Raw genomic sequence first — 24,541 nt, 5'->3', positions numbered from 1 at the left:
AGCCCGGCCGGTCAGGCCAGCAGCGCCGCCATCCCGCGGACCTGCGCCAGGGCCGCGGCATTCAACGTCCGCGCGGCCTCGTCGGTCCCGGCCTCGGTGTAAAGCCGCAGCTCCGGCGCGTTGCCGGACGGGCGCAGGTGGATGATCGCGCCGTCCGCGAAGGTCATGCGCAGCCCGTCGGTCTGGTCGATCCGCCACAACCCGCCGGCCAGCGGGCCGAATTGCGCCTCGATCCGGGCGCGGCTCTCCGCCTCGCTGCCCGCGGTCAGCCAGGCCAGGATCGCCTGGGAATCCCGGGTCGGGAAATCCTGCAGCCGGTCGCTGAAGGTCACGCGCCGCGGCAGGCCGGCGCAAAGCTCGGCCAGCGGCCGCGCCCTGGCCGCCGCCAGCACCGCGACCACCGGCAGGACCGCGTCGCGCGTCGGCAGCGCCGCCAGCCGCCGCCCGTCCCGCACGATCTCGCTGCCCAGCAGGAAGCCGCCGTTCGCCTCGTAGCCGCAGACCGGTCCCAGGGTCTCGCACGCCGCCTCGCTCATCGCCGCGATGACATAGGGCGAGCCGATGCGGGTGCGGATGGTGCGGGCGAAGGCCCCGCTCAGTTCCAGCGCGGTATTGCTGCTGACCGGGGTGACGACGCATTCGGCGCCCAGTTCGCGGGCGCAAAGCAGGCCCAGCAGGTCGCCGCGCAGCCATTCGCCGCGGTGGTCGGCCAGGAGCGGACGGTCGGAATCGCCGTCGGTCGAGACGATGGCGTCCAGCCGCTGCCCCGCCGCCCAGTCCCGCGCCAGGGCGATGTCCTCGGGCCGCAGCGCCTCGGTATCGACGGGGATGAAACGGTCCGAGCGGCCCAGCGGCAGAACCTCGGCGCCAAGCGCGCGCAGGATGCGGGCGATGAGGTCGCGGCCGACGGCGGAATGCTGGTAAAGCCCAAGCCGCAGCCCCGAAAGCGCGTCCTTGCCGAAGAAGTCCAGATAGCGGCGCAGATAGCCGTCCTCGATGTCCATGGGCTCGGGCAGGGGGGCGGCTTCGGCCAGCCCGCCGTCGGGGTCGAAGCGGGCGGGATCCGGCGCCAGCGCCTGCCGGGCCATGCCTTCCTCGTCCGGCTTCAGGATCTCGCCGCCGGGGCGGTGGAACTTGATGCCGTTGCGGTCGTCGGGAATATGGCTGCCCGTGACCATGAGCGAGGGGATGGCGCGGCCAAAGGCGTAATGCGCCAGCGCCGGCGTGGGCACATGGCCGCAGAACAGCGCCCGCCCGCCCGCGTCGCGGACCGCCTGGGCGCAGGCGCGCAGGATGCGCGGGGTCGAGGGGCGCAGGTCGCCCGCCAGCGCCACCTCGGTTCCGAGGGCGAACTCGCCGATCTCGCGCAGATATTGCAGGAAGCCCTGGACGCAGCCATGGGCCACGCGGTCGGTCAGCGCGCTGGCCAATCCGCGCGCGCCGCTGGTGCCGAAGGCGACGCCGCTTTGCGCCATCAGCGTCCGGAGGGTGAGGGGGCCTGTCTCGGTCATGCTCGAAGCTCGCTCTTTGGAAAGCCGATCATGCAGGCGCGGCGGGCGGTTCGTCCAGAGCCGCCGTGCCGGGTCTCGCGGCTTCTCTGTTCCGAAAATACCCGAAATCCCGCGACGCCGGGCGCAAGCCGGGCCCGGATCGCGGCCACCTTGCGGCGCTGGCAAGCCGCTGAAACCGGTGGCAGAATGCGCCGATGGACCCGGATCAGATCCTCAGCCGCCTTGCCGTGTCGCTGGCCATCGGCCTGCTGGTCGGGCTCGAACGCGGCTGGCGCACCCGCGACGAGCGCGAGCATCAGCGCGCCGCCGGCCTGCGCACCTTCGCGCTGGCCGGGCTGACCGGCGGGGCGACCGGCGTCCTGGCGCTGCAATACGGCGGTCTGGTGATCGGCATCGTGTTCTGCGGCTTCGCGCTGGTCTTTGCCGCCTTCCAATGGCTGGAATCGCGGCTCGACCGGAATGTCAGCGCCACCTCGGCGGTGGCGGGGATGCTGGTCTTTCTGCTGGGCGCGCTGGCCGTCACCGGGCCGCTGGTCCCGGCCGTCGCCGCCGCCGTGGCGATGACGCTGCTTCTGGCGGGGCGCGAACACCTGCACCGCTGGGTCGCGGCGCTGAGCTGGGCCGAGATCCGGGCGATCCTGACGCTGGCGGCCATGTCCTTCCTGCTGCTGCCGGTCATCCCCGACCGCAGCGTCGATCCCTGGGGCGCGGTCAACCTGCGCGAGATCTGGCTGCTGGCGATCCTGATCGCCGGGATTTCCTTTGCCGGCTATGTCGCGGTCCGGGCCTTTGGCGACCGGCTGGGGATCGTGGTGATGGCGGCGGCCGGGGGGCTGGCCTCATCGACCGCGACCACGCTGGCCTTTGCCCGGCTGGGCAAGGCCCAGCCCGGCGCCGCCCGGCTGCTTGCCGCCGGCATCCTGATTTCCGGCATCGTCATGCTGGTCCGCGTCGGCGTGGTGACGGTCGGGTTGAACCGGGCGCTGCTGGCGCATCTGGCGCTGCCGCTGGCGGCGGGGGCGGCGGTGATGGCCGCGGCGGCGGCGCTTCTGCTGTGGCGGCGGCCGGCGCAGGCCGGACCGGCGCTGCCGATCAGCAACCCGCTGGCGGTGGGCACGGCGCTGAAGATCGCCGCCTTCATCGCCCTCGTGCTGCTGGCGGCCGAGATCCTGCGCCACCACTATGGCGATGTCGGCGTGCTGATCATCGCGGCGATCTCGGGCATCGGCGATGTGGATGCGGTGTCGATCTCGATGGCGCGGCTCGGCGGCGGCGACCTGGCCACCCCGGTCGCGGCGCGCGCGATCCTGGTCGCGGTGGCGGTGAATACCCTGTCCAAGGCGGCGATGGCGGCGCTGGTCGGCAACCGGCGGATCGGGCTGACCGTCGCCGGGATCAGCGCGCTGGCGCTTGCCGCCGGGCTGGCGGCGGTCTGGGCGCAGGCGGTGCTGGAGCGGGGATGAACGCCGCCCCTAGACCGGGCCGGAATCGCCGAAATCGATGCTGTCGAAGATCCGTGTGGCCTTTTGCGCATAGTCCGGACTGTCCAGCCAGTCGGCCAGCTTGTCCATGGTGGCGATGAAGGCCTGCACCTCGGCCGGCGAGAGCGGCTCGAACACCGCCTCCAGCGCGCGGGCGGAGAGCAGGTCGGCGCGGTCGCGCACCCTCTGCCCGGCCTGGGTCACGAACAGGCCGAAGCGGCGGGCGTCGGCATCGTCGTTGCGCCGCTCGACATGGCCGCCGCGCACCAGATTCTGGATCAGCCGCGACACCAGGCTGCGCTCCAGCCCGGTCATCACCGTCAGTTCGGCAAAGGTCGTGCCGGGATTGTCGCCGATCAGCCGCAGCACCCGGATCGTGCGCACGTCCAGCCCGACCAGGGCGATGAAACGATCCTCGACCGAGCGGATCGATTCGGTCGCCAGCAGGTTCAGCTTGTAGATCGCATTGCCCTGACGAAAGCTTCTCGACCAGGTTTTTCCCATGTTTCCGCCCATTTGTCCGTCCTTGGCCCGGGGCATAGCAAAGGTGAAATAATTCCTTTGCGCAATGATCTTATTATGCAACAATTTCATATCAAGACAGACAGGCGTGATTCGCAGGGAGGGAAGCATGGGTCTGATCGAGGATATCGTCGCGCAGGAAAGCACCTTCGTCGGCTGGCGCCGCGCGATGCACGAAAACCCGGGTATCGGCTTTCAGGAAACCTTTGCCGCCGAACTGGTCGCGCGCAGCCTGCGCGATTTCGGCTTTGACGAGGTGCATGCCGGCATCGGCGGCACCGGCGTGGTGGGGGTGCTGCGCGGCAAGCGGGAATCGAACCGCGCCATCGGGCTGCGGGCGGATATGGACGCGCTGCCGATCCAGGAGGAGACCGGCAAGCCCTATGCCTCGAAGGTTCCGGGCGTGATGCATGCCTGCGGCCATGACGGCCATACCGCGACGCTGCTGGCCGCGGCCTGGCACCTGGCGCGGACCCGCGACTTCGCCGGCACCGTGCATTTCATCTTCCAGCCCGCCGAGGAGGGGCTGGGCGGTGCGCTTGCGATGATCCGCGACGGGCTGCTGGAGCGTTTCCCCTGCGACCGGCTTTACGCCTATCACAATTTCCCCGGCATGGAGCAGGGCCATATCTACAGCAGCACCGGCCGGGCCATGGCGGGATGCAGCTTCTTCACCATCCGGGTGCAGGGGCGGGGCGGCCATGCCGCGCTGCCGCAGACCACCGTCGACGCGGCGCAGATCGCCGCCAATCTGGTGGTGACGGCGCAAAGCGTCGTGGCGCGCAACCTCGACCCGCTGGAAACCGGCATCCTGTCCTTTACCGATGTCTATGCCGGCACCAACAGCCATAACGTGATCCCCGACAAGGCCACGCTCAAGGGTTGCCTGCGCTATTTCGACAAGGCGGTCGGTGCGCTGATGAAGCGGCGGCTGGACGAGGTCGCCCAAGGCATCGCCGCGACCTATGGCGGCGCGGCGTGCGTGGAATATGACGACAATTTCGTGCCGCTGGTCAACGATGCCGAGGCGACGGGTGTGGCCCTGGCCGTCGCGGCCCAGGTGGTCGGGCCCGAGCGGGTGCATGCCGATGCGCCGCCGCTGACCGGCAGCGAGGATTTCGCCTTCATGACCGAGCGCGTGCCGGGCAGCTATGTCCTGGTCGGCGCCGGCCCCGGCGCCATGCCGCACAATCCCGGCTATGACTTCAACGATGCGATCCTGACGGTGGCGGCCAGCTATTTCTGCCGCCTGGTCGAAACCGAACTGGCCTGAGCGCCCCCTGCCCGGCAGGGCTTGCAAGGATTACCCGCATGGAACATGTCTTCTCGGTGGCCAACGGCCCCGTGCTGTGGCTGCTGGCCGGCCTGATCGTCGGCACCGTCGTGGTGCAGGCATTGCTTTACCTGCGCATGACGCTGCGCCTCTCGAACGATTACGGCATCCTGACCCGCGACGAGCGCCTGCGGGTCTACAAGACCGCGACGATCAACTCGATCGGGCCGGCGATCGCGGTCTTCTTCGTCGCCGTCTCGCTGGTCGCCATGGTGGGCGGGCCGGTGACGCTGATGCGGGTCGGGGTGATCGGCTCGGCCATCTTCGAATTCGTCGCCGCCGAGATGGGCGCCAAGGCCGCGGGCGCGACGCTGGGCACCGACAGCTACACGCTGCAAGCCTTTACCGCCTCGGTCTGGGTGATGACGCTGGGCGGCATGGGCTGGCTGGTCAGCACCTTCCTGATGACGAAAAGCCTCGACCGCACGCGCGACAAGCTGTCGGTCGGCAATCCGCAGCTGATCCGGGCGCTTGGCAGCGCGACGCCGGTGGCGATCTTCCTGACGCTGGGGCTGGGCGCGGCCGTGGCCAAGACCGGGCTGGCGGAGATCGCCGTGGCCTGGGACGATCTGGCCGCGCTGCTGATCGGGGCCGGCACCATGCTGGTGCTGGGCCAGCTTGGCAAACGCTGGCTGTGGCTGCGCGAATGGGCCGTGGGCTTCGCGCTGATCGGCGGGCTCGCCGCCGGATATCTCGTCGGCCAGATCCTGGCCTGATCCCCAAGCATCAGGAGCGATCCATGACCAAGCAGAACCTCGAGACCCATTACCGGACCAGCTTCATCCCGCGGGCGCATCGCATCGGGCGCATCACGCTGCTGATCGCCATGGCGGTCTGCCTGCTGCCCGCGCTCTACCTGTCCTTCGTGCTGGGCGCCTGGCCCGGCGCCGGGGTGATCCTGACCGGCTTTCTGGCCGTGCTGGCCTTTGTCGGCATCATCTGGATCGTCGAGCCGATCTCGTATTTCCCGGTGCTGGGAGTGTGCGGCACCTATATGAGCTTCCTGTCGGGCAATATCGGCAACATGCGCATGCCGGTGGTGATCTCGTGCCAGCAGGCCGTCGAGGCCGAGACCGGCTCGCGCAAGGCCGAGGTCGCGGCGGTGCTGGGCATCGCCGTCTCGGTGCTGGTGAACCTGGTCTTCCTGGTGGCGCTGGTGGTGATCGGCCGGGCGCTGATCGACGCCATGCCCGCGCCGATGGCGCTGGCGGTCAAGGAATACACGCTGCCCGCGCTTTACGGCGCCGTGCTGGTCATGTTCATGAACAGCGCCACCCGCCGCAACGCGCTGACCGGCATTCTGTGCGGGCTTGCGATCTTCCTGTCGCCGATCCCCGGCGTTCTGGGCACGGCGGTCGCGGGCATCCTGGCGATCCTCGTCTGCTTCGCGACCAACCGCAGGCCCGCACGCCCGGCCGGCAGCGGCCAGTCCGCCTGACCATCCCCGCGGCTCGGGCTGTCCCGGTCGGCGCCGCCGGCCGGCTGTCCCGGAGCGGGGCCTCAGCGATCCGCTTCGGCCAGCCGCACCAGTTCCGCCACCCGTTCCGCATTCGAGGCGGCCGGGTGGCCATCCATGTTCAGCAGGTTGTTCTCGAACCCGATCCGCGCCTTGCCGCCCCGCCGCATCGTCGCCAGCAGGCATGCGGTCTCGGCCGGGCCGAAGGCGCAGGCCGCCCAGTCGGCGGCCAGCCCGGCGGCGCGCTGGCGGGCCAGGGGCGCGTCGAGCTCCGAGGGCTGCGAGATCTGGCCCGCCGCATAGCGGCCCAGCACATGCAGGATCTGCAGCCCCGCGGCCGGCACGGTGCCATCCGCCAGCAGGGCGGCGAGCCGGTCCACCTCCTCGGGCGCATAGAGGATATGCTGCACCGCGATCCCGGCCGCGGCGCAATCGTGGAAGAAGGCGCGGGTCAGCCGCGCATCCGGCTCGGCCGTGATCTCGCGCAAGGCGACCGAGACCGCGGCCGGGCGCAGCCGCGCCACCAGCGCGCGCTGCTCGGCAGGACTGTAGCGGCCCACCGCCTCGGTGGTGATCTGCACTGCCATATCGGGCACCGCGCGGGCCAGTTCGGCGATCAGCTCGGCATAGAGCCCGGCGTCCAGCACATGCCGGCCCTCGGCGTCCCGGACATGGGCATGGATGCCGCCTGCGCCAGCCGCATGGCACGCCCGCGCGCAGCCGACGATCTCGGGGATGGTGACGGGCAGGGCGGGGTGGTCCGCCTTGCCGCGCCGCGCGCCGTTCGGCGCGACCATGATCCGCGGCAGGCTCATGCCGCCAGCGCCCCGCGGATCGCGCCCGAAAGCTTGCCGACCAGCTCGTCGATCTGCGCGTCCTCGATGATGAAGGGCGGCGCCAGCAGGATGTGGTCGCCGCGCTGCCCGTCGATGGTACCGCCCATCGGATAGCAGATCAGCCCGGCCTCGAAGGCCAGCTTCTTGATCTGTGCATGCAGCTTGCGCGCCGGGTCGAAGGGGGTCTTGCCGGCGCGGTCCTCGACCAGTTCGATGCCGCGGAACAGCCCGCGGCCGCGGATGTCGCCGACATGCGGATGCTGGCCGAACTCGGCCCGCAGCGCCGCGTCGAGCTTGGCGCCCTGTTCGCGCACCCGCGCCAGCAGGCCGCGCCCCAGGATGGCGTCCAGCACCGCCCCGGCCGCCGCCGCCGCCATCGCATGGCCCATATAGGTATGGCCATGCTGGAAAAAGCCCGAACCCGCCGCGATGGCACCGTAGATGCGCCCCGAGGCCAGCAGCGCCCCGACCGGCTGGTAGCCGGCGCCCAGTCCCTTGGCGATGGTGATCATGTCGGGCGCGACGCCGTCCTCCTCGCAGGCGAAAAGATGGCCGGTCCGTCCCATGCCGCACATCACCTCGTCGAGGATCAGCAGCACGCCATGGCGGTCGCAGATCTGGCGGATGCGCTTCAGATAGCCGGGCACGGCGGGCACCGCGCCGGCGGTCGCGCCCACAACCGGCTCGGCGATGAAGGCCATCACCGTCTCGGGGCCGAGGCGGCGGATCTCGGCCTCCAACTCGTCGGCGACGCGCTGGCCGTAGGCCTCCTGCGTCTCGTCCTCCTGCCGGTCGCGATATTCGTAGCAGGGCGCGATATGGCTGGTCTCGACCAGCAGCGGCGCGAATTGCGCCCGCCGCCAGGCATTGCCGCCCGCCGCCAATGCGCCCAGCGTATTGCCGTGATAGCTCTGCCGCCGGGCGATCACCCGGTGCCGCTGCGGCTGGCCGATCTCCAGGAAATACTGCCGCGCCAGCTTGATCGCTGCCTCGACCGCCTCGGAGCCGCCCGAGACCAGATAGACCCGCTCGATCCCCTCGGGCGCATGGGCGGCCAGCGCGTCGGCCAGCGATTCGGCGGGCTCGGAGGTGAAGAAGCCGGTATGGGCAAAGGCCAGCGCATCCAGCTGCGCATGCAGCGCGGCGCGCAGCCCGGCATCGGAATGGCCAAGGCAGGACACCGCCGCCCCGCCCGAGCCGTCCAGATAGCGTTTCCCAGAGGAATCAATGATGTAGCAGCCTTCGCCGCGTGCCGCCACCGGCAGCACCCCCTTGGTCGTTCGTCCGAAAACATGCCCGGGCATCGCGACTCCATCCTTTCATGGGCCAGTGATAAGCAAATCTAATTGCATTGTTTGGTGATTTATGCAAATAAATTTGCGAGCGCGGTGCCGGTCTCTCGGTGCCGTTCCACAGGGAGAAAGAACAAATGAAGACGCTTTTCGCATTCGCCGGCGCTGCCGTCCTGGCCCTGGGCATCGGGACCGCCGCCATGGCCGAGGATCTGGTCGTCGCCACCGACACCGCCTTCGTGCCCTTCGAGTTCAAGGAGGGCGACAAGTATGTCGGCTTCGACATCGACCTCTGGGATGCCATCGCCACCGAGATCGGCGTCACCTATAAGCTGCGGCCGATGGATTTCGCCGGCATCATCCCGGCCTTGCAGACCGGGCAGGTGGACGTGGCGCTGGCCGGCATCACCATCAAGCCCGAGCGGCAGGAAGTCATCGACTTCTCGGACGGCTATTACGACAGCGGCCTGATGCTGATGGTGCCGGCCAACAGCGAGGTCGCCAGCCATGCCGACCTGGCCGGCAAGACCCTGGCGGTCAAGACCGGCACCTCGTCCTCGGACTATGCCGAGGAGAATTTCGAGGAAACCACGCTGCGCAAGTTCCCCAACATCGACAACGCCTATCTGGAGCTGCGCACCGGCGGCGTCGATGCGGCCATGCATGACACGCCGAACGTGCTTTACTACATCGCCACCGCCGGCGGCGGCCAGGTCAAGGCCGTGGGCGAGCAGATGATGGCGCATGAATACGGCATCGGCTTTCCCAAGGGCAGCGAGTTGACCCCCAAGGTCAACGAGGCGCTGGCCAAGCTCAAGGCCGACGGGCGCTACGAAGCGATCTACGAGAAATGGTTCGGCACCAAGCCCGCCGAGTGATCGTTCCGGGCGGCCAGCGCGGGTGACGGGGACCGATCCGTCCCCGTCCGTCCGGCCGTATCCTGTCCTTTCCGCGTCACGGAGGTCTTCCCTTGGAAGTCGATTGGTCCGTCGTTCCCGGCTTCTTGCCGCAACTTCTCGCCGGCGCCCGCGTCACCATCCTCATCGCGCTGGCCGGTCTGGTCGGTGGCACCGTCCTCGGGCTGATCGCCGGGCTGATGCGCGCCTATGGCGGCGTCATCCTGAACGCCATCGCCTTCGCCTATATCGAGGTGATCCGGGGTACGCCGATCGTGGTGCAGGTGATGTTCCTGTATTTCGCGCTGCCGGTGCTGGCCGGGGTGCGCATCGACCCGATGACCGCCGCGATCCTGGCCATCGTGGTCAATGCCGGCGCCTATATCGCCGAGATCGTGCGCGGCGCCTTCCTGTCGATCCCGCGCGGCCTGACCGAGGCGGGGCTGGCCATGGGCCTGCCGCAATGGAAGGTGCTGACCCATATCGTCGGTCCGCTGGCCTTTCGCCGGCTGATCCCGCCCCTGGGCAACCAGTTCATCGTCTCGCTCAAGGACACCTCGCTGTTCATCGTGATCGGGGTGGGCGAGCTGACCCGTACCGGGCAGGAGATCATGGCCTCGAACTTCCGCGCCGTCGAGATCTGGACGGCGGTGGCGGTGCTTTACCTGGTCATGACCGGCGTCCTGACCTTTGTCCTGCGGCTGATCGAAAAACGCATGAGGATCCTGTGAGCATCATCGAGTTTCGCAAGACCTCCAAGCACTTCGGCGACCTGAAGGTGCTGGACGAGGTCGATCTCTCCATCGAGACCGGCGAGGTGGTGGTGCTGATCGGCCCCTCGGGCTCGGGCAAGTCCACGCTGCTGCGCTGCATCAACGGGCTTGAACAGATCACCGGCGGCGACCTGCTGGTGGATGGCATCTCGGTTCGCGCCGGGGCCAAGCAGCTGCGCCGCATCCGGCAGGAGGCCGGGATGGTGTTCCAGCAGTTCAACCTGTTCCCGCAGATGACCGCCTTGCAGAACGTGGCCTTCGGCCCGCGCAAGGTGCGCGGCCTGCCGCGCGCCGAGGCCGAGGCGCAGGCGATGCGGCTTCTGGAAAAGGTCGGGCTGGCGGCGCGTGCCCATCATCCGCCCTCGGCGCTGTCGGGCGGCCAGCAGCAGCGCGTGGCCATCGCCCGGGCGCTGGCGATCCGGCCCAAGGTCATGCTGTTCGACGAGCCGACCTCGGCGCTCGACCCCGAGCTGAAGCAGGAGGTGCTGAACGTCATGCGCGAACTGGCGCAGGAGGGCATGACCATGGTCGTCGTCACCCATGAGATGGGCTTCGCCCGCCAGGTCGGCACGCGGCTGATCTTCATGGAACATGGCAAGATCTCGGTGGACGGCGATCCGGTCCAGACCATCGCCAACCCGCCCAACGACCGGCTGAGGGATTTCCTGCAACATGTCTGAGGTTTCGACCGCGCCCGGGCTGGGCTGGCTGCAACTGGCCGGCACCCCGCATCAGATCGGCGTCGCGCTTGGCCGCGCCGGCCGCGCGGCGGTGCGGCGGCACCTGTCCGGCCATCCGCTGTGGCAGGAGGTCAACGCCGCCGCCCATGCCCCCCGCCTTGCCGCCATGGCCGCGGCGACCCGTGCCCGCTTTCCGCGCATCTGGCAGGAAATCGAGGGGCTGGCCGAGGGGCTGGGCCTGCCGGTGGCGCAGGTCTTTGCCTGGAACTGCCGCGGCGACCTGCTGGCCTCGGTCCCGGACGGCTGCACCACCGTCATGCTGCCGGGCCCCGAGCCGCTGCTGGCGCATAACGAGGACGGGCTGCCCTGCTTTCGCGGCGCCTGCTTCATCGCCGAGGCCCGGCCCGAGGCCGAGCCGGGCTTCCATGCCTTCTGCTATCCCGGCTCGATCCCCGGCCATACCTTTGCCTTTACCGGCGCCGGGCTGGTGCAGACGGTGAACAACCTGCGCCTGACCGGGGTCGAGGCGGAAATCCCGCGCATGGTGCTGGGCCGGGCGGTGCTGGCCTGCCCGACGCTGGCGGCGGCGCTGGAGGTGCTGGCCGATGCCGCCTCGGGCGGGTTCCATTTCGCGCTGATGCAGCGCGGTGACGGGCGCATCCTGTCGGTCGAGTTCGGCGGCGGCGCGATGTCGCGGCGCGAGATCGTCGCCCCGGCGCTGCATGCCAATCACGCGCTGCACCTGCCGCGCGGCCTTGACGGCCAGATCGTCACCGCGTCCTCGGGCGACCGGCAGCGGCGCGGCGATGCGCTGGTGGCGGCGGGCGCGGCTCCGCTGGCGATCCTGCGCGATACCGGCGGCGAGGGGCTTCCCATCCGGCGCGATGCGGAGGATGATCCCGACGAAGAAAACACCCTCGGCACCGCGATCCTGCGCCTGACCGTCCGGGGGCTCGATTGGAGCATCCATGACCGCGCCACCGGACCCGCCCGCTACAGCGGCACCGCCTGAGACCCTGCAAGAGCTGCGCGCCCTGGCCGTCGCCATCGCGCAGGGCGAGGGCGGCATCTCGCTGGGGGCCAAGGCGCGCGGCGCGCTGTCGCGCATCCTGGACCTGACCGGCGATCCGGTGCTGCTGTCGATCACCACGCTGGCCGAGCGGCTGGAGGTCAGCCCCTCGACCCTGACCCGGCTGGCGCATTCGCTGGGCTACTCCGGCTTTCCCGGTTTCCAGCAGGTTCTGCTCTCGGCCTCGATGAGCGCGCCGGGGGCGTTCTATTCGCGCCGGGCGGCTTCGGCGCTCGAGGGCGGCAGTTCGACCCGCGCCCGCGCCGCGCGGCTGTGCCGCGAGAACCAGGCCAATATCGACCGGTTCATCGAACAGTTCGACGAGGCCGCCTTCGATATGGCGGCCGAGATGATCATGGCGGCGCCGCGGGTCGTGGTTCACGGCATCCGCCAGTTCCATTCCATCGCCAGCTTCCTGGTCTATGGGCTGCGCATGATCCGCTCGGACGTGGCGCTGCTCGATGCGAACGGGCTGGGCATTGCCGAGGGGCTGGCGCTGCTGGGCGAGGGCGGGGTGCTGATCTCGACCAGCTGCGCGCCCTATTCGGCGCAGGTGGTCGAGGTCGCGGCCGAGGCGCGCAAGCTTGGCATCGGCACCGTGGCCCTGACCGACCGGACCGATTCGCCGCTGGTGCAAAGCTCGCGCGCCGCGATCCTGGTCGCGCATGAGACCAGCTTCCTGTCGAACAGCATCGGCGCCTTTACCGTCGCCGTCGAATGCCTGGTCAACGCCTGCGCCGCCACCCGGCCGGCGGCCGCGCGCCGCGCCCTGCGCGAGCGCGACAGGATGATCGAAAGGCTGCGCGTCGAAATCGGCTGATCCGGTCCGGCGCGCGCGCCGCCGTCAGGCCGGCTCGTTCTCGCGCCGCAGCGCCGGCAGGCCGACGCCGGTGGCGTCGAAGCCGCCATCCACCGCCAGCGTCTGCCCCGAGACGAAGCTGGCCTTCTCCGAGCACAGGAACACGATGGCCTCGGCGATCTCGCGCGCCTCGCCATAGCGGTTCAGCGGGATGGCGTCGTAATAGGCCGAGATGATCTCGGGCGCATGCACCGCCATGGCCAGCTTGGTCTTGACCGGGCCGGGGGCGACGCAGTTGACGCGGATGCCATGCTCGCCCAGTTCGGCGGCGAATTGCTTGGTCAGGTGGATCACCGCCGCCTTCGAGGTGCCATAGGCCACCCGCAGCGTCGAGGCCCTGAGCCCGGAAATCGAAGCGATGTTGACGATGGCGCCGCCGGTTTTCGCCAGTTCCGGCGCCGCGGCCTGGGTACACAGGAACACGCCGTCCAGATTGGTCGCCATCACCTCGCGCCATTCCTCGAAACTGGTGCGGCCCGCGCGCGAAAACAGCGCCACGCCCGCGTTGTTGACCAGCGCATCGACGCGGCCAAGGCCGGCGACGGTCTCGGCCACCATGCGCTCGACCTGGTCGGGGTCCGAGACATCGGCCTCGACCGCCAGCACGTTCTCCATGCCCTCTGCGACCCGGTGCAGTTCCTGGGTGTCGCGGTCGACCATGGCGACGCGCCAGCCCTGTTCCAGGAAGATCTCGGTGGCGGCCAGGCCGATGCCGCGGCAGCCCCCGGTGACGATGGCGGTTTTCATGGCGTTTCCCCTGTCGGTTCGATGATGAGTTCCAGCGTCACGCCGACGGGGTTCGCGCCCCGTTCCAGCGTGCCGCGCGCGATATGGCCGTCGATGTCCACAACCTCGATCGGCACATGCGCCGTGCCCCGGGCCAGCCGCGCGCCGTCCAGCCGCAGCTCGGTGGCCAGGCAGTCCATGCGATGCCCCTCGGCGAAGCGGATATGGTCGATGCTGCCCACGCCATGCAGCCGCGCCGTGGCGATGCCGTGCCGGGCGGCCAGCGTCTCGATGGCCGAGACCACATCCTCGCCCGGCAGGATGCGGGCGAAGATGCCGGGGCCGTCGCCGCCGCCCTGCGGGGTGAACAGGGTGAAGGCGGTTTCCTCGTCGGGCAGCGCCTCGAACCATGTCTCCGCCGCGCCCAGCCCCTCGACCGCCACGTCCTCGGCAATCACCGCATCAAAGGGCAGCAGGTGGCCCATCGCGACCTCTCGCCCGTCCGACCAGATGCCGTGGCAATGCAGGAAGGGCGCGCCGTCCTTCCTGCCGACCGTCGCGGTGGCGCTGTCGAGGGTCCAGCGGCCGGCGGGCGCATGGGTGTCGGAATACCAGGCCGCGTGCAGCCCGTCGGTCGACAGCGCCGGCAGGACATAGCGCATCGGCGCGCAGGCAAGGCCCGCCAGCGAGACGACGCCACCCTTGCAGCCGTGATCGGCGAACAGCTCGCCCACCGCCTGCATCACCGTCTGCCCGGCGCGCAGTTGCCCATGGACGGGACGCAGCGCGGCGCGCCGGGCCTGCACGCGCTCGACCGCGCGGGGGCCGGGATGGACCATGTTCATGCCGGGGCCTGCTCCAGCAGGCCGCGCGCCTCCAGCTCCTCGCGGATCATCTTCTTGGTGATCTTGCCATAGGCCGATTTCGGCAGGCCGTCCCAGAACAGGAAGCGCCTGGGCAGCTTGTAGCGCGACAGTTTCGGTGCAAGGAATGCCGCCAGCTCCTCCTCGGTCACGGGGGTTTCGGCCACGCAGACCGCCCAGCCGACCTCGCCCCAGAGCGGGTCGGGCACGCCCAGCACCGCGACCTCGGAAATGGCGGGATGGGTCAGGATCTTTTCCTCGATCTCGCGCGGATAGACGTTCGAGCCGCCCGAGATGAACATGTCCGACTCGCGCCCGGTGATATAGAGAAACCCCGCCTCGTCCATATGGCCCAGGTCGCCGGTGCGGAACCAGCCGTCGCGGAAGGCCTTCGCATTGGCCTGCGGGTTCTGATAGTAGCCGGCAAAGACTGCCGGGCCGATCACGCAGATCTCGCCGGTCTGGCCGGGCGGCAATTCGCGGCCCTGATCGTCCTGGATCTGGATCTCGATGCCGGTGCGGGCATGGCCGCAGGTGCCGATGCGGGTGGTCGGGCCGTCCTCGGCCTCGTGCAGATGCGCGGGCAGCACGGTGATGTTGCCGGTGCATTCGCCCAGGCCGAAATATTGCACCAGCACCTTGCCCAGGACGCGCAGCGCCTTTTGCTGGTCCACGCGATACATCGGCGCTCCGGCATAGATCACGTAGCGCAAGGACGAGGTGTCGGCCGTCTCCGTCGCCGGATGCTCGACCAAGAGCTTCAGGATCGTCGGCACGGTGAACATGGTGGACACCCGCCATGCCCGCACCAGATCCCAGACCTGCGCCACGTCGAAACGCTCGGTCGGCAGCAGCACGGTTTTCACCCCGCGCGCCACCTGGGTCAGCTGGTGTACGCCCGCGCCATGCGACAGGGGCGCCACGACCAGCGAGGCGTCGTCTCCGGTCAGGCCCGGCATCAGGTCGGCCAGGTGGTTCGTGACCACGAAACCCATCTGGCCGTGGGTCAGCACCGAGGCCTTGGGCCGGCCGGTGGTCCCCGAGGTGAAGAAGAACCAGCAGGGATCGTCGCGATCCACCGCCGCCACCTGCGGGCGGCTTCCCATATGCTCGGCGGTGATGGCCTGCACCGAGGGGCCGAAACCGGCCTGCCCGAAGACCAGCGTGGTCACGCCGCAGGCGGCGGCGTGATCGGGAAAGGCGGCATTGCAGAACATCAGCGTCGCGCCCGAGGATTCGGTCAGCCAGGCCACTTCCTCGGGCGTCTGGCGGAAGTTCGCGGGCACCCAGACGCCACCCGCGCGCCAGGTGGCGAACATGGCCTGCATCATCTCCATGCAGTTCTGCGACTGGCACATGACCCGGTCGCCCTTGCGCAGGCCAAAGCGGGTCTGCAGCGCATGGGCCAGGGCGTCGGCGCGGGCCTCGAACTCGGCCCATGTCCAGCGCGCCTCGCCCATGACCAGCGCGATGCCGTCCGGGTCGCGCCGCGCGGCCTGGGTCAGGAAGGTGGCAAGATTCATTACCCGGGTCGAGACCGGGGTCACGCCGCCAGCCGGGTCGGTGGCGGGTTCGGTCATTTCACCCGCTCCAGGATCGAGCAATAGCTGGCGACCGCGGCGCCGCCCATGTTGAAGACCCCGCCCAGGCTGGCGCCCGGCACCTGCATGGCGCCGGCATCGCCGGCCAGCTGCATGGCGACCATGACATGCTGCGAGACGCCGGTGGCGCCGATCGGATGGCCGCGCGATTTCAGCCCGCCCGAGGGGTTCACCGGCAGCGCGCCGTCGAACCGGGTCACGCCGTCGCGGATGACGCGCCAGCCCTGGCCGCGCGGGGCCAGGCCCATGGCCTCGTATTCGATCATCTCGGCGGTGGTGAAGCAGTCATGCGTCTCGACCAGCGCCAGGTCCGTGATGCCCAGCCCCGCCTGCTCCAGCGCCGCAGCCCAGGCCCGGTGCGGGCCGTCGAAGGCGATGGGATCGCGCCGCGACAGCGCCAGCAGGTCGCCGGCCTGCGCACGGGCGCGGAAGCGGATGGCGCGCTGCAGGTCGGCCGCCAGTTCGGGCGCGGCCAGCACCAGCGCCGCCGCCCCGTCCGAGACCAGCGAGCAATCCGTGCGCCTGAGCGGCCCGGCGACGCGCGGGTTCTTGTCCGAGATGGTGTTGCAGAAGGCGAGGTCGAAAGGCTTCTGCATATGCGCATAGGGGTTGCGCATGCCGTTTTCGTGGTTCTTGGCGGCGATCATCGCCAGTTCCTCGGACCGGTCGCCGTGGCGCTGGAAATAGCTCTCGGTGATGCGGCCGAAGACGCCGGCGAAACCGCCGGGGATCTCGCCCTCCTCGGGGACGTAGCTGGCCGACAGCAGGATGTCGCCGACCTGGTCGCCGGGCGTCGCGCTCATCTTCTCGGCGCCGATGACCAGGGCGACCTTGCCGCGGCCCGAGGCGATGAAATCCGCCGCCGCATACAGCGCGGCCGAGCCGGTGGCGCAGGCGTTTTCCGTGCGCATGAAGGGCACGCCCGCCAGCTCCGGCGTGCCCATGGCGACCAGCGCGCCCTGGAAATCCTGCCGCGAGAAACCGTTGTTGTAGACGCCGACGAAAATGCCATCGACAGCATCGGCGCCAAGGCCCGCATGGTCCAGCGCCGGCCGTGCCACCTCGGCCATCAGGGCCAGCGTGTCGGGAGCCTCGGACTTGCCGAATTTCGTATGCGCCCAGCCGACGATCAGCGGATCACTCATGCGATGTTCCTTTTCGGTTGCGTGTCCAGCGCGGCCAGGCGGGCTTCGACCCGCCGCGCCTCGCGATGCAGCAGGGCGGCCAGTTCGGCCTGCCGCGCCGCGCCCATGCGGTTCTCGATGGCGGCGATGGAAAGCGCGCCGGCCGGCCGCCCGTCGGGCCACAGGATCGCCACCCCCAGGCCCCAGGATCCCGGCACCAGCCGGCCGGGGTTAAGCGCGTGCCCGGCCGCGCGTGCCCCTGCCAGATCCTCGGCCAGCGCGGCGGCAAGGCCGGGGGCCAGCGCCTCGGCCAGGGGCGCCACGCGGCGCAGCAGCGCGTCGCCCTCGGCCACCGGCAGGGCGGCGAGGATCGCCAAGGCGCCCGCGCCGACGCCCGCGGGCTTGCGGTCGCCGCGCATCAACGCATGGGTGCGGATCGGGAAATCGCCCTCGATCCGCTCCAGGCACAGGGTATGGTCGCCCTGCGGCACGGTCAAAAGCAGGGTGTCGCCGGTCTCGCGCGCCAGCCGCAGCATGGAGTCGCGGGCGTGATGCAGGATGCCGTGGCGCTCGGCGGCGAAGCTGCCCAGCAGATAGGCCTCGGGGCCCAGGTGATAGCGCCGGGTTTGGCGGTCCTGCTCGACCATGCGCGCCGCGGCCAGCGCCAAGAGCAGCCGCCGCACCGTGGGCCTTGCCAGCCCCGAGGCGGCGGCCAGCTGCCCCAGCGCCAGCCCCGCATCGCCGCCCCTGCCGACCAGCGACAGCAGCGACAGCGCCCGCGCCACCGCCTGCGCGCCGCCGGTCGTTTCGGGGGCGGGCGCGTCCGTCATCAGGCCAGCTTCCGGCCGATGGCGGCTTCCAGGATCTCCCATGCCTCGTCGCCATAGGTCTTTTTCCACTCGGCATAGAAGCCCGCCTCGCGCAGCTTGTCCTCGAAGGGCTGCGGATCCACGTCGTTGAAGACGAAGCCGTGGCTTTCCAGATCGCCGCGCAGGGTGGCGTTCAGCGCCATCACATCCTCGCGCTGGCGTTCCGCGCCGGCGTTGAAATGCTTGGCGACGGCCTGCTGCGCGTCCTCGGGCAGGGCGCCCCAGGCGCGGCGGTTGCCCAAGAGCCAGAACCCGTCCCACATGTGGTTGGTCATGGACAGGTATTTCTGCACCTCCCACAGCTTGGCGACCTTCATGATCGCCAGCGGGTTTTCCTGCCCGTCCACGATGCCGGTCTGCAGCGCGGTATAGACCTCGGCGAAGTTGATCGAGGCGGGCGCGGCGCCGAAGGCCGAGAACAGCGAGGTCCAGAGCGGGCTGACCGGCACGCGGATCTTGAAGCCCTGCAGATCCTCGGGCGTCTGGATCGGCTTGGTCGAGGTGGTGGTCTGGCGAAAGCCATTGTCCCAGATCTTGTCCATCACCACCAGGCCGGCATTCTCGATCTGGCCGCGGGCATAGGCGCCCAGCTCGCCGTCCATCGCCTTCCACACCGTGTCGTAGTCGGGGAAGGCGAAGCCCACGCCGTTGATCGAGGCATTCGGCACCAGCGTGGACAGGATCACCGGCGAAAGCTGGAAGAACTCGACCCCGCCCGAGCGCAGCTGGCCCAGCACGTCGGTATCGGCGCCCAGCTGGTTCGAGGGGAAGATCTGGATATCCACCGCGCCCGAGGTTTCCTCGAGGATCGCCTTGACCGCCTCGGCCAGCCGCACGTTGCTGGGATGCTCCAAGGGCTGGTTGTTCGCGATCTTGTAGCTGAACTCGGCGGCGCGGGCGGCGCCCGGCCGGATGAAGGGCGCGGCAAGCGCGCCTGCGGCGGCACCCATCAGGATGCTGCGGCGGGTGATGGTCATGGTTTCCTCCTCCCCGAGGGTTGTTGACGTCAAAGCAAGGCGGTCGAGAACGCCGGCACGGCGGCGATGGCCAGCAGGCCGACCAGCAGCGCCGCCAGATAGGGCCAGATCCGGCGCATGACCTGGTCGGCGGGCACGTTGGCGATCTTGCAGGCGATGTAGAAGCCGATGCCGATGGGCGGTGCCATCAGCCCGATGTTCATCGCGGTGACGATGACCATGGCGTAATGAATGTCGTGGATGCCCAGGCCGCGGGCGATGGGGAACATGATCGGTGCCAAGAGCACGATGGCCGGCAGCCCCTCGAGCACGCAGCCGAGGATCAGGAAGATCAGGATCGAGGCCAGCATGAACACCATCCAGCCGCCCGGCAGGCCGGTGACGACGGCCATCAGGTCGCGGGCAAAGCCGGATTGCGTCAGCGCCCAGGCCATGGCCGAGGCCGCGCCCAGGATCAGCAGGATCGCGCCCGACATGGCCGCGGTCTCGACCAGCATGGTGCCCAGCCTGCGGACCGGGATGCCGCCATAGAGCACGACGCCGATGACGAAGGCATAGACCACGGCGATGGTCGAAACCTCGGTCGCCGTGGCGACGCCGCCGCCGACCAGGCTGCGGATCATGAAGGGCAGGACCAGCGCCGGCGCCGCGATCAGCGCGGTCCGGCCGATCAGCGGCAGGGTGGCGGCGCGTACGCCCGACATGTCCTCGGCCCGCGCCTTCCAGCGTGCCAGCACCGCCAGCACGACCAGTAGCACCATGGCGATGACGAAGCCCGAGGTGAAGAGCCCGGCGATGGACACGCCCGCGACCGAGCCCAGCACGATCAGCACGATCGAGGGCGGCACCGTATCGGCCATGGCCGCGCCGGTGGCCAGGAGCGCCGTCATCTCGGGCGCGGAATGGCCGCGACGGCGCATTTCCGGGAAAAGCGCAGGCGCCACCGTCGCCATGTCCGAGACCTTCGAGCCGGAAATCCCCGAGACCAGGAACATCGAGCCCAGCAGCACATAGCTCATCCCCGCCTTGACGTGGCCCAGAAGCGAGGCGAGGAAATTGACGATGGCCTTGCCCATGCCGGTGGCGTCGAGGATGCAGCCCAGCAGCACGAAGACCGGCACCGACAGCAGGATCAGCGAGGACATGCCCTCGTCGATGCGGCCCATCATCACGAAGATCGGCGCGTGGCTGGCGAAGGTCAGATAGGCCAGCGTCCCCAGCGCGAAGCAGAAGGCGATGGGCACGCCGATGCACAGCAGCACCGCGACCAGCAGGCCCAGCCAGATCGGCAGGTTCCAGTTGCCGATGGACAGAAGCGCCGGCCGCGCGAACCACATCAGCGCCACTGCCAGTGCCGTAATGGCCAGGGTCGCGGCGATGATGCGCCATTCGCGCGAGCGCAGGACCGAAAGCACCGCCAGCACCGCCATCAGCCCGATCCCCGCCGGCAGGGCCGAGGCGCGCCAGGACATCGGCAGTCCCAGCGCCGGCGACCTGACAAAGCTTTCCTCATAGGCATATTCCACCGCGACCGGCAAAAGCCGCAGCAGCAATACGCAGACCAGAACCTGTCCCGTCACCTCGGCCACCCGCGCCAGCCGCTCGGGCAGCAGGGGCAGGAACACGGTCAGGCGCATATGCTCGTGCCGGTCCACCGCCAGCGCCGCGCCCAGCATCGCCATCCAGATGAAGCTGATGGACGCGACCTCGTCGCCCCAGATCAAGGGCTTGGTCAGCACATAGCGGAAGAACACGTTGGCCAGCACGGTGACGATCATCACCACCAGAAGGCCGGCGGCGGCGATCTCGACCGGGCGCATCCAGAACTCGGCGCGCTTGGGCTCGGCCAGTGCCTCGATGCCGCCCAGGGCCAGCTCGCCCTCGGGCGGGGTGTCGGTCAGTTGCATCGCATCCCTCCCATGGCGGCGGGCCTCCCCTCCCTGCTGATGATCCATGATATGGACATTACAGCTGCCGCGTTTTTGGGAATTTCTGGGCGATTCTTGACAAAGTGCAAGTGAAAATTGCCAGTTGCCGCGATTTTGGCGGTATCTGGCGATCCTTTGCAAATATGCCATTCTATACTATGGAACAAATCTCCGCTCGGGCAGCGAAAATGACAAGGGCCGCGCCGGCTTGGCGCGGCCGTTTCTGTCAGGGCTTGCGCCTCGGCTCGAATCCGCCTTGCGCGGCGCGTCATCGGATGATGGGCTGGCCGTCGATGCGCAGGAAGGCAGCGAACAGGCCCCGCCTGCCCGGCCCACCCCGGACAGGATCCGGGCGGGGCGCCCGGCACCGGGACCAGAGGCCGGTCCCTTACTCCGCCGCCAGCGCCGGGCTGTCGGCCAGGTCCAGCGTGCGCATCACCGCATCGACGCGCTGCTGGAAGACCTCGGGGCTGTTTGCTGTGGCCGCGACATAGAAATCCGGCCGGATCAGCACAAATTTCGCGTCGATCTCGTCGAACCAGCGCCTGTAGGTGCCCTCGGTGTCGATCACGGCGCAGCCGCCGCCGGGGGCGCAGAGCTGCACGCCGAACCCCTCGAGCAGGTCAAGCTGCGCCCGCTGCCTCGGCGTCAGCGCCGCCAGCGGATCGGCCTCGTGGCCGATCACCACCCAGCCCCGGCCCACGGCCTGGTCGAAACGGTCGCGCCGGCCCTTGTGCTCGACCACGCCCTGCACCGACAGTTCGCCGGCATGGGCGCTGGCCGGGCACCAGGCGCCGGGGCCGAGATGGCAGATGTCGGTCGGCACCGGCCGTTGGCCGCGGGCCTGAAGCTCGGCGATCATGCGGGTGTCGCGCACCGCGGCCTCGGCCGCGTCGGCGATGCAGATGATGCGGCCCAGTTCCCGGCTGAAGTCGATGTAGTGGCAGGCATGATCCTTGCGCTCGCTGGTATAGCTGTCGAGCAGGCCGAGCCCTGCCTTGCCCTCGAGGATCAGGTCCAGCCGCCAGGCCATCGCCACCGCGTCGCGGATGCCGGCGCACATGCCCTCGCCGGCAAAGGGCGGCATCAGATGCGCGGCGTCGCCGCCGATCAGGCAGCGGCCCTTGTGCCATTGCTTCGCCCAGCGGGCCTGGAAGCGATAGACGGCGGCGCGCTCCAGCGCGGCATTCTCGGGGGTCAGGCCCCAGGGCTGCAGCAATTCCCACGCCTTTTCCGGGGTCTGCATCTCGGCCGCCGATTCGCCGGGCAGGACCATGAACTCCCAGCGGCGGCGGTCGGGCTGGCCGGGCAGCGGTGCCGGCCCGCCGGGGACGATGGTGGTCGGGCGGCTGGGGTCGCAAAGCTGCCATTGCGCCGGCTCATCCGGGTGCGCGGCGCAATAGTCGAATTTCGGCAGCATGTCGAGGATCAGCCAGTCGAAGAAATAGCCCTTGTCCTCGTTCTCGATGCCAAGCGCATGGCGCACGAAGCTGTTGGCGCCGTCGGTGCCGACGACGAATTTCGCCCGGATCGTCCGGCGCTCGCCATCCGGGCCGACCTCCTCGGGGTTCCGTTGCAGCGCCAGGGTGACGCCCTCGGCCTCCTGGTCCAGCGCGACGGCGTTCCAGCCGCGCATCACGGTGATTTCCGGCATGCCGGCCGCGATCTTCAGCAGGCGCTTTTCCAGCAGCGGCTGGTTGAACCAGTAGCGCACGCGCCAGCCGCTGGCCGACCGGCTCTGCCAATCCACGATCTGCAGGTTCTCGCCCCTGGCGTTGCGCCAGTAGTAAAGCTCGTCGTGATGGTTGATCGACGGGTCGGATTCGGCGTCGATGCCCAGCGTGGCCAGGATGCGCGCGATCTCGTGGTCGAAGGTCACGGCGCGCGGCAGGTCGTAATGCGTGCTCCAACGCTCGATCAGCGTGACGCGCTTGCCGCGCTGGCCCAGCAGGATCGCCAGCAGCGTCCCGACCGGACCGGCGCCGACGATGGCGACATCGGTGTCGATGGCTTGGGTTGATGGGGTCATGCTTGCTCCTCCCTGAAACGATTGCCGGGGGTTCCGGCCCGATCGCCCGCGCTCCCATGCGGGTGGATCGGTCGGCGGTGAATTTGTTCTAAAAATGAATTATCGTCAACTTTGATTATAATTCATATCGGCCGGAAGCTTGCAACGCATTGACTGGACGCTAAAAACTCTCCCACCGCCCGCGGCTTCTTGTCGCGCCGGCGGGGCGAGCCGCCCCTCGGCTTGAGATCCGATTCGTTTCCGAATATGGTTCGGGTTCGAATACGGAGCAGGGCATGGCCGAGGCAGGGATCCAGGGCGAGGGCCGCGTGGCGCGGCGCCAGCGGCGCAACCGGGCGGCGCTGATCAAGGCGGCGCGCGAGATCATGACCGAGAAGGGCGCCGAGGCCGCCACCATGCTGGAGATCGCCGAACGCGCTGATGTCGGGGCGGGGACGATCTACAATTACTTCAGATCCAAGGACGAACTGGCCATCGCCGTACTCGAGGGGCTGATGCATGACCTGGGGGTCAGCATCCAGGCCGTCACCGACCGGTTCGAGGATCCGGCGCAGGTCTATGCCTTCGGCATCCGCACCGTGCTGGACGCTGCGACCGGCGATCCGCGCTGGCGGCAGATGCTGCACCGTTCCGAGGTGATCGCAGATGCGCTGTTCCGCATGATGGGCCCCTTTGCGATCCGCGACCTGCGCCAGGCCTCGGCGGCCGGCCGCTTTCGGGCCGAGGACGCCGAATTGACCTGGCGGCTGACCTGCCACGCGCTGATCGGCGCCAGCCTGGCGATCACCGAAGGCCAGCTTTCCCCCGCGGAAAGCGAGCGGATCGTGGCCCGTCTGCTCTGCATGGCTGGCCTGGACCTGGCCAGCGCCACCGAACTGGCAGGCCGGCCGCGCCCGCCGCTGCCCGGCCGCTAGCGCAGCACCCGGCGCAGCCCCTCCTGCACCCGGAGCAGCGCCGGCAGGTAGAGTGCGACCAGTTCCTCGGCCGAGGATTGCACCGCCGCCACCCCGGTATTCAGCGCCGCCACCACCCGGCCATGCGCGTTCAACAGCGGCACGGCAAGCGAGCGCAGGCCCAGCTCGACCTCCTGGTCGATCACCGCATGGCCGTCGTCGCGGGCTCGGGCGATGCGTGCCATGATCTCGTTCGGCGCGGTCAGGCTGTGGCGGGTGCGCGGCGTCAGGTCCGAGCGCTCGACGATGGCGCGCGCCTCGGGCTCGGGCAGGGCGGCCAGCAGCACCCGGCCCATCGAGGTGCAATGCGCCGGCAGCCGCGAGCCCGGCATCAGCCCGATGGACATCACCCGCCTTTGCGCCGCCCGCGCCAGATAGACGATCTCGGTATCATCGAGGATCGAGACCGAGGTGGATTGCCCGATCTGCTCGGACAGCTGGTCCAGCCAGGGCTGCACCAGCTGCGCCAGCGGCATCGCCGCCAGGGCCCCCATGCCCAGCCGCAGGATGCGCGGCGTCAGGGTAAAGAACTTGCCGTCGTAATCGGCATAGCCCAGCTCGTGCAGGGTCAGCAGGCAGCGCCTAGCCGTCGCCCGGTCCAGCCCCGTCGCCTCGGCCACCTCGGCGATGGAAAGCCGCGGCCGTTCCGCCCGGAACGCCTCGATCACGCCCAGACCCTTGGCCAGCGAGGCGATGAAATCGGTCTTGTTCACCATGCGCACAGGTTTTTACGCAGTTTGAACAAATGTCAACATCCGCACGA

Annotated in this window: 23 protein-coding genes; 10 read left to right on the top strand and 13 right to left on the bottom strand. The window is 69.4% G+C overall.

Annotated elements, in window-relative coordinates; translation table 11 throughout:
• Positions 1-11 precede the first annotated feature (11 nt).
• A complete protein-coding gene (locus ACDP63_RS01500; protein ID WP_024843449.1) occupies positions 12-1,511 on the bottom strand; it encodes a phosphomannomutase in 1,500 nt (499 codons plus the stop codon).
• Between the two features lie 194 nt (positions 1,512-1,705).
• On the opposite strand from ACDP63_RS01500, the gene ACDP63_RS01495 reads away from it, so the two are divergent.
• Positions 1,706-2,974 carry an MgtC/SapB family protein gene (locus tag ACDP63_RS01495; RefSeq protein ID WP_028710273.1) on the top strand — a complete coding sequence of 423 codons (1,269 nt, stop codon included), beginning with the start codon at positions 1,706-1,708 and terminating at the stop codon, positions 2,972-2,974.
• 9 nt (positions 2,975-2,983) lie between these two features.
• Here ACDP63_RS01495 and ACDP63_RS01490 read toward each other — a convergent pair whose 3' ends face one another.
• Positions 2,984-3,496: a MarR family winged helix-turn-helix transcriptional regulator gene (locus ACDP63_RS01490; RefSeq protein WP_074990514.1), complete on the bottom strand. Its 513-nt coding sequence runs from the start codon at positions 3,494-3,496 to the stop codon at positions 2,984-2,986.
• 127 nt (positions 3,497-3,623) lie between these two features.
• On the opposite strand from ACDP63_RS01490, the gene ACDP63_RS01485 reads away from it, so the two are divergent.
• The 3 genes from ACDP63_RS01485 to ACDP63_RS01475 are packed head-to-tail and all read left to right on the top strand — an operon-like array spanning position 3,624 to position 6,285.
• The gene (locus ACDP63_RS01485; RefSeq protein WP_024843446.1) at positions 3,624-4,787 is read left to right on the top strand and encodes an amidohydrolase; all 1,164 of its coding nucleotides are present in this window, start codon (positions 3,624-3,626) and stop codon (positions 4,785-4,787) included.
• A gap of 38 nt (positions 4,788-4,825) precedes the next feature.
• Positions 4,826-5,563, top strand: coding sequence for a DUF5058 family protein (locus ACDP63_RS01480; RefSeq protein WP_024843445.1), 738 nt, complete (start codon positions 4,826-4,828; stop codon positions 5,561-5,563).
• 23 nt (positions 5,564-5,586) lie between these two features.
• Positions 5,587-6,285 carry a hypothetical protein gene (locus ACDP63_RS01475; protein WP_024843444.1) on the top strand — a complete coding sequence of 233 codons (699 nt, stop codon included), beginning with the start codon at positions 5,587-5,589 and terminating at the stop codon, positions 6,283-6,285.
• Positions 6,286-6,347: 62 nt separating this feature from the next.
• Here the strand turns inward: ACDP63_RS01475 and ACDP63_RS01470 are convergent, their stop codons facing one another.
• The gene (locus ACDP63_RS01470; RefSeq protein WP_024843443.1) at positions 6,348-7,118 is read right to left on the bottom strand and encodes a 3-keto-5-aminohexanoate cleavage protein; all 771 of its coding nucleotides are present in this window, start codon (positions 7,116-7,118) and stop codon (positions 6,348-6,350) included.
• A complete protein-coding gene (locus ACDP63_RS01465) occupies positions 7,115-8,443 on the bottom strand; it encodes an aspartate aminotransferase family protein (protein ID WP_024843442.1) in 1,329 nt (442 codons plus the stop codon). Before ACDP63_RS01465 ends, ACDP63_RS01470 begins: the two co-directional genes overlap by 4 nt.
• Before the next feature lie 125 nt (positions 8,444-8,568).
• On the opposite strand from ACDP63_RS01465, the gene glnH reads away from it, so the two are divergent.
• From glnH to ACDP63_RS01440, 5 genes are all read left to right on the top strand, one after another.
• Positions 8,569-9,309 carry a glutamine ABC transporter substrate-binding protein GlnH gene (gene glnH, locus ACDP63_RS01460; protein ID WP_024843441.1) on the top strand — a complete coding sequence of 247 codons (741 nt, stop codon included), beginning with the start codon at positions 8,569-8,571 and terminating at the stop codon, positions 9,307-9,309.
• A 92-nt stretch (positions 9,310-9,401) separates the two neighbouring features.
• Positions 9,402-10,058 (top strand): glutamine ABC transporter permease GlnP, encoded by a 657-nt coding sequence (gene glnP, locus ACDP63_RS01455; RefSeq protein WP_024843440.1) that lies wholly within the window; start codon positions 9,402-9,404, stop codon positions 10,056-10,058.
• 2 nt (positions 10,059-10,060) lie between these two features.
• Positions 10,061-10,780, top strand: coding sequence for a glutamine ABC transporter ATP-binding protein GlnQ (gene glnQ, locus ACDP63_RS01450; RefSeq protein WP_197025545.1), 720 nt, complete (start codon positions 10,061-10,063; stop codon positions 10,778-10,780).
• Positions 10,773-11,792 (top strand): C45 family autoproteolytic acyltransferase/hydolase, encoded by a 1,020-nt coding sequence (locus tag ACDP63_RS01445; RefSeq protein WP_024843438.1) that lies wholly within the window; start codon positions 10,773-10,775, stop codon positions 11,790-11,792. The genes glnQ and ACDP63_RS01445 overlap by 8 nt, the downstream gene beginning before the upstream one ends.
• Entirely contained in the window at positions 11,749-12,669 is a 921-nt protein-coding gene (locus ACDP63_RS01440) for a MurR/RpiR family transcriptional regulator (protein ID WP_024843437.1), read from the top strand. The genes ACDP63_RS01445 and ACDP63_RS01440 overlap by 44 nt, the downstream gene beginning before the upstream one ends.
• A gap of 24 nt (positions 12,670-12,693) precedes the next feature.
• Here the strand turns inward: ACDP63_RS01440 and ACDP63_RS01435 are convergent, their stop codons facing one another.
• From ACDP63_RS01435 to ACDP63_RS01400, 8 genes are all read right to left on the bottom strand, one after another.
• Positions 12,694-13,455: an SDR family NAD(P)-dependent oxidoreductase gene (locus ACDP63_RS01435; RefSeq protein ID WP_024843436.1), complete on the bottom strand. Its 762-nt coding sequence runs from the start codon at positions 13,453-13,455 to the stop codon at positions 12,694-12,696.
• Entirely contained in the window at positions 13,452-14,279 is an 828-nt protein-coding gene (locus tag ACDP63_RS01430; protein WP_024843435.1) for a PCC domain-containing protein, read from the bottom strand. Before ACDP63_RS01430 ends, ACDP63_RS01435 begins: the two co-directional genes overlap by 4 nt.
• Positions 14,276-15,877, bottom strand: coding sequence for an acyl-CoA synthetase (locus ACDP63_RS01425; RefSeq protein WP_409927640.1), 1,602 nt, complete (start codon positions 15,875-15,877; stop codon positions 14,276-14,278). Before ACDP63_RS01425 ends, ACDP63_RS01430 begins: the two co-directional genes overlap by 4 nt.
• Entirely contained in the window at positions 15,874-17,043 is a 1,170-nt protein-coding gene (locus tag ACDP63_RS01420; RefSeq protein WP_024843433.1) for an acetyl-CoA acetyltransferase, read from the bottom strand. The genes ACDP63_RS01425 and ACDP63_RS01420 overlap by 4 nt, the downstream gene beginning before the upstream one ends.
• Positions 17,040-17,852 (bottom strand): IclR family transcriptional regulator, encoded by an 813-nt coding sequence (locus ACDP63_RS01415; RefSeq protein WP_409927639.1) that lies wholly within the window; start codon positions 17,850-17,852, stop codon positions 17,040-17,042. The genes ACDP63_RS01420 and ACDP63_RS01415 overlap by 4 nt, the downstream gene beginning before the upstream one ends.
• A complete protein-coding gene (locus tag ACDP63_RS01410; protein ID WP_114669156.1) occupies positions 17,852-18,868 on the bottom strand; it encodes a TRAP transporter substrate-binding protein in 1,017 nt (338 codons plus the stop codon). Before ACDP63_RS01410 ends, ACDP63_RS01415 begins: the two co-directional genes overlap by 1 nt.
• 29 nt (positions 18,869-18,897) lie before the next feature.
• On the bottom strand, positions 18,898-20,775 hold the full coding sequence (locus ACDP63_RS01405; protein WP_409927638.1) for a TRAP transporter large permease subunit: 1,878 nt from the start codon (positions 20,773-20,775) through the stop codon (positions 18,898-18,900).
• Between the two features lie 409 nt (positions 20,776-21,184).
• Complete coding sequence (locus ACDP63_RS01400; RefSeq protein ID WP_024843429.1) at positions 21,185-22,825, bottom strand: bifunctional 3-(3-hydroxy-phenyl)propionate/3-hydroxycinnamic acid hydroxylase; 1,641 nt, start codon at positions 22,823-22,825, stop codon at positions 21,185-21,187.
• 275 nt (positions 22,826-23,100) lie between these two features.
• Between ACDP63_RS01400 and ACDP63_RS01395 the strand changes: the two genes are divergently transcribed.
• The gene (locus tag ACDP63_RS01395) at positions 23,101-23,739 is read left to right on the top strand and encodes a TetR/AcrR family transcriptional regulator (protein ID WP_024843428.1); all 639 of its coding nucleotides are present in this window, start codon (positions 23,101-23,103) and stop codon (positions 23,737-23,739) included.
• Here the strand turns inward: ACDP63_RS01395 and ACDP63_RS01390 are convergent.
• Positions 23,736-24,494: an IclR family transcriptional regulator C-terminal domain-containing protein gene (locus tag ACDP63_RS01390; RefSeq protein ID WP_024843427.1), complete on the bottom strand. Its 759-nt coding sequence runs from the start codon at positions 24,492-24,494 to the stop codon at positions 23,736-23,738. The two genes, ACDP63_RS01395 and ACDP63_RS01390, sit on opposite strands and share 4 nt — an antisense overlap.
• Positions 24,495-24,541 lie beyond the last annotated feature (47 nt).

This window comes from Paracoccus sp. P2 (assembly GCF_046335115.1).
In the GTDB taxonomy this organism is placed as follows: domain Bacteria; phylum Pseudomonadota; class Alphaproteobacteria; order Rhodobacterales; family Rhodobacteraceae; genus Paracoccus; species Paracoccus pantotrophus.
This window is presented reverse-complemented; position numbering and strand designations above follow the sequence as displayed.

Bases quoted from the DNA above. Each gene is read 5' to 3' on its own strand.
- ACDP63_RS01500 (WP_024843449.1), bottom strand. From the start codon at position 1,511: ATGACCGAGACAGGCCCCCTCACCCTCCGGACGCTGATGGCGCAAAGC.
- ACDP63_RS01495 (WP_028710273.1), top strand. From the start codon at position 1,706: ATGGACCCGGATCAGATCCTCAGCCGCCTTGCCGTGTCGCTGGCCATC.
- ACDP63_RS01490 (WP_074990514.1), bottom strand. From the start codon at position 3,496: ATGGGAAAAACCTGGTCGAGAAGCTTTCGTCAGGGCAATGCGATCTAC.
- ACDP63_RS01485 (WP_024843446.1), top strand. From the start codon at position 3,624: ATGGGTCTGATCGAGGATATCGTCGCGCAGGAAAGCACCTTCGTCGGC.
- ACDP63_RS01480 (WP_024843445.1), top strand. From the start codon at position 4,826: ATGGAACATGTCTTCTCGGTGGCCAACGGCCCCGTGCTGTGGCTGCTG.
- ACDP63_RS01475 (WP_024843444.1), top strand. From the start codon at position 5,587: ATGACCAAGCAGAACCTCGAGACCCATTACCGGACCAGCTTCATCCCG.
- ACDP63_RS01470 (WP_024843443.1), bottom strand. From the start codon at position 7,118: ATGAGCCTGCCGCGGATCATGGTCGCGCCGAACGGCGCGCGGCGCGGC.
- ACDP63_RS01465 (WP_024843442.1), bottom strand. From the start codon at position 8,443: ATGCCCGGGCATGTTTTCGGACGAACGACCAAGGGGGTGCTGCCGGTG.
- glnH (WP_024843441.1), top strand. From the start codon at position 8,569: ATGAAGACGCTTTTCGCATTCGCCGGCGCTGCCGTCCTGGCCCTGGGC.
- ACDP63_RS01445 (WP_024843438.1), top strand. From the start codon at position 10,773: ATGTCTGAGGTTTCGACCGCGCCCGGGCTGGGCTGGCTGCAACTGGCC.
- ACDP63_RS01440 (WP_024843437.1), top strand. From the start codon at position 11,749: ATGACCGCGCCACCGGACCCGCCCGCTACAGCGGCACCGCCTGAGACC.
- ACDP63_RS01435 (WP_024843436.1), bottom strand. From the start codon at position 13,455: ATGAAAACCGCCATCGTCACCGGGGGCTGCCGCGGCATCGGCCTGGCC.
- ACDP63_RS01430 (WP_024843435.1), bottom strand. From the start codon at position 14,279: ATGAACATGGTCCATCCCGGCCCCCGCGCGGTCGAGCGCGTGCAGGCC.
- ACDP63_RS01425 (WP_409927640.1), bottom strand. From the start codon at position 15,877: ATGACCGAACCCGCCACCGACCCGGCTGGCGGCGTGACCCCGGTCTCG.
- ACDP63_RS01420 (WP_024843433.1), bottom strand. From the start codon at position 17,043: ATGAGTGATCCGCTGATCGTCGGCTGGGCGCATACGAAATTCGGCAAG.
- ACDP63_RS01415 (WP_409927639.1), bottom strand. From the start codon at position 17,852: ATGACGGACGCGCCCGCCCCCGAAACGACCGGCGGCGCGCAGGCGGTG.
- ACDP63_RS01410 (WP_114669156.1), bottom strand. From the start codon at position 18,868: ATGACCATCACCCGCCGCAGCATCCTGATGGGTGCCGCCGCAGGCGCG.
- ACDP63_RS01405 (WP_409927638.1), bottom strand. From the start codon at position 20,775: ATGCAACTGACCGACACCCCGCCCGAGGGCGAGCTGGCCCTGGGCGGC.
- ACDP63_RS01400 (WP_024843429.1), bottom strand. From the start codon at position 22,825: ATGACCCCATCAACCCAAGCCATCGACACCGATGTCGCCATCGTCGGC.
- ACDP63_RS01395 (WP_024843428.1), top strand. From the start codon at position 23,101: ATGGCCGAGGCAGGGATCCAGGGCGAGGGCCGCGTGGCGCGGCGCCAG.
- ACDP63_RS01390 (WP_024843427.1), bottom strand. From the start codon at position 24,494: ATGGTGAACAAGACCGATTTCATCGCCTCGCTGGCCAAGGGTCTGGGC.